General features: G+C 51.1%; 3 protein-coding genes. All 3 read left to right on the top strand.

The genetic code is table 11. The annotated features are described in order from the left end of the window. Positions 1–108 precede the first annotated feature (108 nt). The 3 genes from G459_RS0101280 (at position 109) to tamL (ending at position 9,795) form a co-directional block, all read left to right on the top strand. Positions 109–2,268, top strand: coding sequence for an alpha-glucuronidase family glycosyl hydrolase (locus G459_RS0101280; RefSeq protein WP_026966006.1), 2,160 nt, complete (start codon positions 109–111; stop codon positions 2,266–2,268). Positions 2,269–2,531: 263 nt separating this feature from the next. Beyond that, complete coding sequence (locus G459_RS0101275; RefSeq protein WP_245588105.1) at positions 2,532–7,523, top strand: translocation/assembly module TamB domain-containing protein; 4,992 nt, start codon at positions 2,532–2,534, stop codon at positions 7,521–7,523. Continuing rightward, on the top strand, positions 7,504–9,795 hold the full coding sequence (gene tamL, locus G459_RS0101270) for a translocation and assembly module lipoprotein TamL (protein ID WP_026966004.1): 2,292 nt from the start codon (positions 7,504–7,506) through the stop codon (positions 9,793–9,795). The genes G459_RS0101275 and tamL overlap by 20 nt, the downstream gene beginning before the upstream one ends. The last annotated feature ends 12 nt before the right edge of the window (positions 9,796–9,807 follow it).

Genomic DNA, 9,807 nt, shown 5'->3' with positions numbered 1-9,807 from the left:
CGAAAATTGTCGTAAAACGGTGCCTGATCTATTCATTCGCGATGATATCGATAGGTTGGATTTCGCCTCATTTTTGGCCAATTTGAAATCCTCAAAAAACCTAAACCCATGAAAACTCTGTTGTTTGTATTGCTTTGGATTTCCATGACTTTTTCAGTCTCGGCTAATGACGGCTACAAACTTTGGCTGGATTATCAGCCTATTGAAGATGCCAACCTGAAAATCCAAGCCAGCCAACTTTTCTCCGGCATCTATTTTTTTGGAGAAAGTCCCACCTATGACGTCATCCGAAAGGAGCTGCAAATCGCCGCTCCCAAACTCGTCGGAAGCGCTCCTCAATTCAAGACCGAACGACTCGCTGAAACTCAGGTTTGGCTCGGTAAGAGGGAGGAGCTTTCGCAGGTGCTCGGACTCCAGCAGCAGACCGAACTACGGCAGCTTGGCGAGGAAGGTTACTGGAGGGGGACGATCGATTTTCAGGGAAAAACCTATTACGCGATCATCGGAAACCGTCCCATCGGCGTACTTTACGGAGTCTTTGACTGGCTGAAAAGTATCCAAACTGAAACTTTCGATCCAAAGCTTGAAAAATCTGACAGTCCGAAAGTTAAACTCCGAATGCTCAACCATTGGGACAATCTGGATCGGACGGTCGAGCGGGGCTATGCGGGTTTCTCGATCTGGGACTGGCACAAGCTCCCTGGCTACATCGATCCCCGCTACATCGACTACGCCCGTGCGAACGCCAGCATCGGAATCAACGCCGTCTCTCTGACTAATGTCAATGCCAATGCACGGATTCTGACGACGGACTTTATGAAAAAAGCGAAGGTGCTAGCGGATCTTTTTAGACCCTATGGCATCAAGGTTTTCCTTACGGCCCGCTTCTCCGCTCCCATCGAAATCGGCGGTCTCAAGACTGCTGATCCGCTCGATCCCGAGGTCATTGCTTTCTGGAAAAAGAAGACGGACGAGATGTATTCCTTCATCCCCGACTTCGGCGGCTACTTGGTCAAAGCCAACTCGGAGGGCCAGCCCGGACCGCATGAATACCAGCGAAACCATGCCGAGGGCGCCAATCTACTCGCCGATGCACTGGCTCCGCATGGCGGCGTGTTAATCTGGCGGGCGTTTGTTTATTCTCACGAATTGGATGAAGACCGGCACAAGCATGCCAATCTGGAATTTGAACCGCTGGACGGGAAGTTCAGAGAAAACGTGATCATCCAGGTGAAAAACGGCGCGATTGACTTCATGCCAAGAGAGCCTTTTCATCCGCTTTTTGGCGCAATGGACAGCACCAACCTCGGGATGGAGTTTCAGATTACCCAGGAATACCTCGGTCAGGCAACGCAGCTGGTCTACCTCGCTCCGATGTGGGAGGAAGTCTTTCGCAGCAAAACCTATCGCCCCACTCCAGCGGCAACGGTGGCCGGCATCGTTGACGGTACAGACTCCGGCCAAAAACTCACCCTAGTCGCGGGCGTGTCCAATATCGGCACCGACCGCAACTGGACCGGGCATCTCATGGCGCAGTCCAACTGGTATGCCTTTGGGCGGATGGCGTGGAATCCCGAACTGAGCTCAGAAGAGATCGCCGACGAATGGGTGAAGATGACCTTTGGCCAAAAGCCAGAGCCCCTGGCCAAGATTAAAGAAATCCTCCTCGAGTCCCGCGAAGCCGCGGTCAACTACATGATGCCACTCGGTCTGCACCATATCATGGGCTGGGATCATCACTATGGCCCGGGGCCTTGGGTGACCGGTGGCCGACCCGATTGGACGTCGCTTTATTATCATCAAGCGGACAGTCTGGGAATCGGGTTTGACCGGACTGCAAGTGGCAGCGACGCCCTGGGTCAATATGCGCCGGAGATCGTGGAGGCATGGTCAGATCCCACTCAGATTCCTGAGAAATACCTGTTGTGGTTTCATCACCTCCCCTGGGATTTCAAGCTTCCCTCGGGGAGAACGCTTTGGGATGAGATCGGCTTGCATTACGATGCAGGCGTAAAATCCGCACGACAAATACAGGCCAATTGGAATTCGCTGGAAAGCGAAATCGACCCAGAACGTTTTGATCATGTACGCCAGTTGCTGGCGATCCAAGTGCAGGAAGCCGAATGGTGGAGAAATTCCTGCCTGTTGTACTTCGAGACTTTTGCGAAGCGGCCTTTCCCTGCAGAGATAGAGAAACCAACCGGCGATCTGGAGGAATACAAAAGCAGAAAGTTCCCGACGGCGCCGGGCATCAGGCCGAAGTGGTAGTTTCAATTTGGTCAATAGTCGACGGCCCATGGATGACAGCCATGACGCAAAGGGGGACGCCAATGATTGGTAAGCGGTAAGAATTGTGAGAGGTCTGCGGTCTTGGGCCTTAAGTCTCCCTTCTTAAGCCTACCTTGGCCTGTTTATTGATTTAAACCGCTACATTCTGCCTTTTAAGCCACAAAATTATTTAAGCTATTACTACTAAAAAGATCCTTCTAAAGATTTTTAAGATTCTGGGAATTGTCATTGGAGTCTTGCTGGTGATTCTGATCGCCCTGATACTCTTTATCCGAAGCCCTTGGGGGCAGGGCATCATCGTGGACAAGGCGACCAGCTACGTCAAGGAGAAAACAGGCACCGAACTCCGCATTGGAAAACTCTTCATCACCTTTTCCGGTAACATCTTCCTCGAAGAACTTTACCTCGAAGACCTGAGCCAAGACACGCTCCTTTATTCCAGAAAGCTCGAAGCTGGAGTAGCCATAGCCCCGCTCCTTTCTACAGGAAATATCAACGTGACTAAACTCGACTGGGAAGGCCTCACCGCCAGAGTCAGCAGGCCTGAGGTGACCGGCAAATTCAATTTTGATTTTCTGATCGAGGCATTTGCCTCAGACACCACCCAGGCAGCCACGCCGGTGGACACGACCGCCGCAGACCCTATTTCCATCTCGATTGCGCCGGCCAGTCTTAGGGATTTTGATGTGGTCTATCAAGACGAAGTGATGGGGATCGACGCCAAAATCCTTCTTGGGGAGCTGGATGTGGATATTTCCGAGATTGATCTGGAAGAGTTCTTCTTCGAAATCAATCAAGTCGCACTCAAAAATACACAGGTAACTTATCTCCAAACCAAACCCTTTCCTCCAGCCGAAGAGGAAGAAACCGAGACTCCGATGCCGAGTCTAATACTGGAAGAATTGATCCTGTCAGACGTCCAAGCCGACTACGTCAGCAAACCGGATCGGCTGGACGCCAAGGTCGATATCGGCTGGTTTTTGGTCAAATTGCCGGAAGCCAATCTAGTCGAGCAAATCATCCGTCTGGACAAAGTCGAGCTGAAAAACAGCACATTAAGCTACCACGATTTCTCTCAATCCTCTACCGCAACAGAGACAGAAGACGACGCTATCCCATCAGGCGATTCCGCCTTTATCTGGCCTGAATGGGTCGTTTCGGCCGATAAAATCTACATTGACTCTACTGAGCTCGAATACAAAACCGCAGACGTCCCAGTGACGAAAGGAGCTTTCAACGCCGAGGCAATTAACATCTCAGGACTTAAACTGGATCTGGAAGAGGTGTCACTCCAAGACCAGCAAGTAGCCGCCAATTTGAAGGAATTCCATTTCTCAGAGGGCAGCGGATTTGAGTTGGACAAGTTTCAGTTTGAGCTGGAACTGGATGAGGAATCCGCCCAAATCACGGATCTGGTTCTGCAAACCAACCGAAGCAACTTGACGGCGAGTACAACGCTGAACTATGCCTCAATCGATGATCTGATCAGTTTTCCCGAGAAAACCAAGGTGGAGCTGGAGGTGGAAGACACCAAATTGGATGTCAGAGATGCGTATTTCTTTTCTCCCGCGCTCGCACAAGACACCCTGATCCGGGAGATTGCCAAAGCACCTGTTTTCTTGAAAGCTGAATTAGATGGGGATCTGGAACACATCAATCTCGACAACCTCATTGCCTCTTGGTCTAAAACCCGCCTTATCGCAAATGGCGCGATCGAACAGCCCATGGACATGGATCGGCTGAGGATAGACCTGCCCTCCATCCGGATGATATCGACCCGATCTGACCTGATCCGATTTGTGGATGAGCAGGCGCTGGGAGTGCAGCTTCCTGACGCTTTAAATCTCAGGTCGAGCGTCCGTGGTTCCCTGGATGACCTCATGGCGAACGTAGATCTGAAAACCAGTCTTGGCAATGTCACGCTCGACGGAGGTTTCCAAAACCGCCAAACCATCGCTTTTGACGCTGATTTGGGTGTACAGGATCTCCAACTTGGGACATTGCTGAAGATCCCCGAACTGGACACTGTGAGCTTTCAAATCAAGGCCACAGGATCAGGAACGGACATTTACTCCATGAACGCGGAGCTGAGCTCAGCGTTTGACAGATTTAGACTGTACGGAACCGACTACAGCGGACTCAACCTCGAGGGTAAGTTAGTCGAGGGCGTCGGCGACGTGCGGATGTGGATCGAGGCGGAGTTTTTGGACTTTGACTTATTGACCAAACTGGATCTGGATTCGGTCAACTCCAAGGTTGATCTCAACCTCGATCTCAAAGGAGCTGACTTCCGGGAGCTTGGGCTGACGGGAGAAAACAGCCGGGCAAAGCTGCAGTTGCAAGCCAATTTCGAAGGAAATCCGGAGGCTTTTGACTTGACCGCCCATCTCAATGACGGCAACATCCTGTTCAAAGATAGGAACTACCAAACCGGTGAACTCGATGTAGAAGCGCATCTGACGCCGGATAGCACGAGTTTGGACATCAACAGCAAGATCCTCAACGGCTATCTCCGCAGCAACTCTTCTACAAACGAGCTCCAAGATGCCCTTTCGGGGCTGTTTGCCCACTACTTAGATTCGACCTCGGTGGGAAATCCGCAAGGTGATTCGTTGGTGATGCAAGTGGATTTGACCCTTGCTCCCGACCCGCTTTTGACAGATGTTTTGCTATCGGGCTTGGAAAATTTCGACACGGCGAGGGTAAAGGTCGACTTCATCCAAGCGACCGATTCGCTGGTCGCGGCGATAGATTTCCCCTACATCAACTATGGCGGCACCGAGATCGACGACCTCCAAGTCAGGATCAACGCGGATCGAACGGACTTGGATATGGAGCTCGGCTTCCTCGGACTGAGCACGGGTCCGGTTGCCATGCAAAAAACCAGTCTCACGGGCGTGATGCAGAATTCGTTGCTGAACGTAGAATTCCTGACCTACCATGAAGAGGAAATCCTGGCCCGAATTCCATTTGACATCGGTATCTCGGGAGACTCTACCCGGGTTCTTATCATCCCGGAGAACCTGACCCTGAACGGTGCTCCGTGGGAAATCAACGGTGACAACAGCATTACCTTCTCGACAGGAAATCTCCAATTTCGGGAATTTGAGTTACGAAATGGGGAGCAAAGTCTCACTGTCCAAAACGACATCCCAGGCTTTACGGAAAAAAATCTCGCGGTCGAGTTCGAAAATTTCAGACTGGAGACTTTTACCGGAATTCTCAATCCGAGCGATACGCTCGCGGGAGGAGCCCTGCAGGGTCAACTCGTCGTAGAGAATCCGTTTGACGCGATGGGCATCATGGGAAAACTGAATGTGGACGGTCTGATGGTCATGGACACGCACCTGGGCGATCTTTCCCTTGAAGCCACCGCAAAAAGCCTCGGCAATTACGTCCTCGCCCTTGGGCTGAAAGATGAAGGGGTAGATCTGGATCTTGACGGCAGCTTTGTGGCAGATGAATCGGGCGGGACATTTGACGTGGATCTGGATCTCAAGCGGATCGACATGGAAAAGATCGCCTCCCTATCGCAGGGTCAGATTAGCAACGGAGAGGGATTTCTTAGCGGAAAAGTTACCGCGTCAGGCACCACGACAGAGCCCGTATATGAGGGCGAATTCAGGTTCAACGAGGCGTCTTTTATTCCGACTCAATTGAGTACAAAATATATCCTGTCCGACGAAATCCTTAAGTTGGACAACGAAGGTGTGTACTTCGATACGTTTACGATCCGGGACGGAGACGGCAATACCTTCAGTATCGATGGCTCTGTATTGACGGAGAGTTTTACCAATCCTTCTTTCGACCTGCAGCTGGATGCAGAAAACTTCATGGCGATCAACTCCAGCAACGAAGAAAACGAGCTCGTATTCGGAAAAGCCTCTCTCGACGCAGATATCAGCATTCAGGGAGACTTGACGCTGCCGATCGTTCGGGCAAATCTCCGTGTCCGCGACAATACCGACCTGACGGTGATCATTCCTGAATCGCAACTGGACGTAGTGGAGCGCGAGGGCGTTGTCAATTTTGTAAACAAATCCGATCCGGACGATATCCTCACCCGAACGCTGGACGAGACCACCAGCGCATTTTCGGGATATGAAATCCACGCCAACCTCGCGGTAGATCCCAAAGCAAATTTCAAGGTCGTCATCGACCCCTACACTGGAGACAATCTCACCATCGCTGGGGACACCGAGCTCCGGATGGATGTCAATCCCAACGGAAGGGTGACGCTCACGGGAGCATATGAAGTGAATGACGGCTTCTACGAAATGTCCCTCTACAATCTGATCAGCAAAAAATTTGACATCAATCCGGGCAGTCGGATCACCTGGAACGGCGACCCGATGGACGCCACCCTGGATATCAGAGCCATCTACGAGGTGGAGACCAGCGCCTCCGACCTGATGTCTGCCCAGCTTTCCGGCTCTGACAGCGAAGTAAAAACGCAATACCAGCAAAAACTTACTTTTCTCGTCTATCTGAATGTGAAAGGTGAGTTGCTCAAACCTGAGATAACCTTTGCGCTAGACATGCCCGAGAGCGAACGAGGCGAATTTGGCGGGAATGTCTACTCCCGAGTCCTGCAGATCAACGGCCAGGAAGATGAGCTCAATAAGCAGGTTTTTTCGCTGTTGGTGTTGGATCGGTTTTTCCCATCACAGGGAAGCGACGGTTCGTCTGGCGGAGCTGAAGCTGTTGCCAGAAACAGCGCCAGCCAGCTTCTTTCCGATCAGATGAACGCGCTGTCAAGCAAGCTCTTTGGAGAGGAAAGCGGCTTTTCCCTCGGCTTCGACGTGGACAGCTACCAGGATTACCAAAGCGGCTCCGCCCAAAACCGCACCGACCTGAACATCAATGCGCAACAGAGGCTTTTCGACGATCGGCTCATCGTGGAGGTGGGCAGTCAGGTGGGACTGGAAGGAACCTCCCAAGGGCAGGAACAGGAAGGCAATTCGCTCCTGGCCAATATCAACTTCGAGTACATGCTGACAGAGGATGGCCGATGGAGAATCCGCGCGTTTCGTAAGAACCAGTTCGAATCCATCATCGACGGCCAGCTCTTCGTCACTGGCGTCGGTCTGACCTTTAACAGGGAATTCAACGAGTTCAAAGAGCTCTGGAGACCTCCCGTGAAGGAGACTGAAGAATCCAAAAAAGAGAAAAAAGAAAAGAAAAAAGCGGCCAGAAAAGATAAAAAGACAGAAAATGAAGATCAAGACCGATAACATATGGGCATCGATCGCACTGCTTCTGATTCTGGTTGGATGCAGTGTCAAGAAGTATATCCCCGAAGATGAATTTCTCTACAAGGGTGCTGACCTGAAGGTAAACTACACCGGAAAAGTCGACGGGAAAAAAAATCTCAACGAAGAGCTGGAGGGATTGCTCCGCCCCGAACCCAACAAAAAATTTCTTGGCATGTATGTCGGTCTGTGGGCGCACTACAAGACCCGCGGAGATTCTGCCGGATTCATTCCCAGATTTATGAACAAGAAGTGGGGCGAGGAGCCCGTCTACTTCAAGCAAGTCACGCCCTCGAGGACCGAGGAACTGATCCTCAACAGGCTGGAAAACCGGGGCTTTTTTTACAGTCGAGCGACCTCTGAGGTGTTTCGGAAAAACAAGTTTGCAAGCGTCACCTACACCACCGACGTCTCCGAGCCTTACCTGATGGACACACTGATCATCGAAAGGGACTCGTCGCAAATCAACCAGGAAATCATCCTTTCGCAGAAAAAACCGAAGCTAAAAAAAGGCGATCGCTTTGATCTGGACAAGTTTAAGGAAGAGCGTGAGAGGATCGATTCGTTGGTCAAACTGAAAGGATACTACAACTTCAACGCAGACTACCTCATCTTCGAAGCCGACACCAACGACACGGACTCGCTGCGAAACTTCCGACTGTACTTACGAATGAAAAATGCGGTCCCCCAGTCCGGTAGGGTTCCCTATGTAATCGACACGATCAGAGTGTACCCAAACTACTCGATCGAAGATGAAGAAACCTCGGCCGATACTGTGCTGTACAATGACAAATACTTCATTCAGGAGAAGACGGAGTTTAAGGAAGAGCTGCTCGACCAATACATTCTCATCGGGACTGAAGAACGCTATGATCCCAAAAAATCCCGACTCAGCAGCAACAGGCTGAGTAACATTGGCAATTATAAGTTTGTCAATCTCAGGTATGATGATCTAAAAATCTTTGACTCCACGGGGCATCTCAACGCCGAATTCCACCTCTCTCCAATGACCAAACGGTCCGTCCGGGCAGAACTTCTCGGTGTGTCCAAATCCAATTCCTTCGCAGGCCCCACATTTGGAGTGGCCTACCGAAACAGAAACCTCTTTCACGGAGGAGAGATGATCAACATCGTGGGTAGGGTGGGCTATGAATTTCAGGTCGCATCCGGCGACCAATCCAATCTCCACTCTCTCGAGCTGGGACTTCAGGGTGACTTGATCTTTCCCCGAACCATCTTTTTCGTACCCATACGGGAGCGGTTTAGCTATTCCGTACCCAAGACCAAGGTCAGCATAGGAACCGAATATCTAAGCCGAGGCGGCCTGTATAGGCTCAACTCCTTTTTCACCAATTTCGGATACCTCTGGAACGCAAACCAGTATGCTTACCACGAGTTTACTCCAGTCAATATCAACATAGTAAATCTCACTTATACTACGCCGGAATTTGAGGAGATACTCGACGCAAACCCCTTCCTGCGTAAAAGCTTTGAACAGAACTTTATCCTTGGGATTAATTATGTATTCAACTATAACAAGCTGAACGATCGCTTCCGAACCCACGGGTACTTCCTGGGTTTTGGGGCCGATTTTGCGGGAAACTTGGCTAACAGCCTAGAAAATCTCCTTGGCGAGAGCGACGGAAAGATCTTGGGACTCGAATACGCCCAGTATGGGAAATTTGACTTGGACCTCAGGTATCATTTTAATTTTGCAAAGGAGCAGACGATCGCCACCAGGCTGTTTGCGGGATTGGGACTTCCCTTCAACCGAAGCCTGTCCCTCCCCTATTCCAAGCAATTTTTCTCCGGCGGACCCCACAGTATCCGGGCATTCCGGATCCGGTCCATCGGCCCGGGAAGCTACCGACCGCCTGTAGACAACACAAACTCCTACTTTGACCAAACCGGTGACATCCGTCTGGAGGGAAATATCGAGTATCGCTTTCCGATTATCTCATTCTTAAAAGGCGCGCTGTTCATGGACGCCGGAAACGTCTGGCTGAAAAACGACAATGAGGCATTGCCCGGCGGTAAATTCAGCTCGACTTGGTGGGAAGAGATCGCTGTCGGCGCGGGCATTGGCGCGCGTGTCGACATCCAGTTCTTTGTGATTCGACTGGACTTAGCCACTCCCCTCCGCTTCCCCTATGAATTGGAGGGCGAACACTGGAGCAATGACTTTGACATCGGCAGCAAGACCTGGAGAAGGGAGAATCTGATCTTCAACTTTGCGATTGGATATCCTTTCTAGGAGGATTACAAA

It is taken from the genome of Algoriphagus terrigena DSM 22685, from assembly GCF_000429445.1.
GTDB lineage: Bacteria > Bacteroidota > Bacteroidia > Cytophagales > Cyclobacteriaceae > Algoriphagus > Algoriphagus terrigena.
Note: the sequence above shows the minus strand (reverse complement) of the source record. Positions and strands in the feature narration are given on the sequence as shown.

Coding starts and splice junctions, on each gene's coding strand:
- G459_RS0101280 (WP_026966006.1), top strand. CDS start 109: ATGAAAACTCTGTTGTTTGTATTGCTTTGGATTTCCATGACTTTTTCA.
- tamL (WP_026966004.1), top strand. CDS start 7,504: ATGAAGATCAAGACCGATAACATATGGGCATCGATCGCACTGCTTCTG.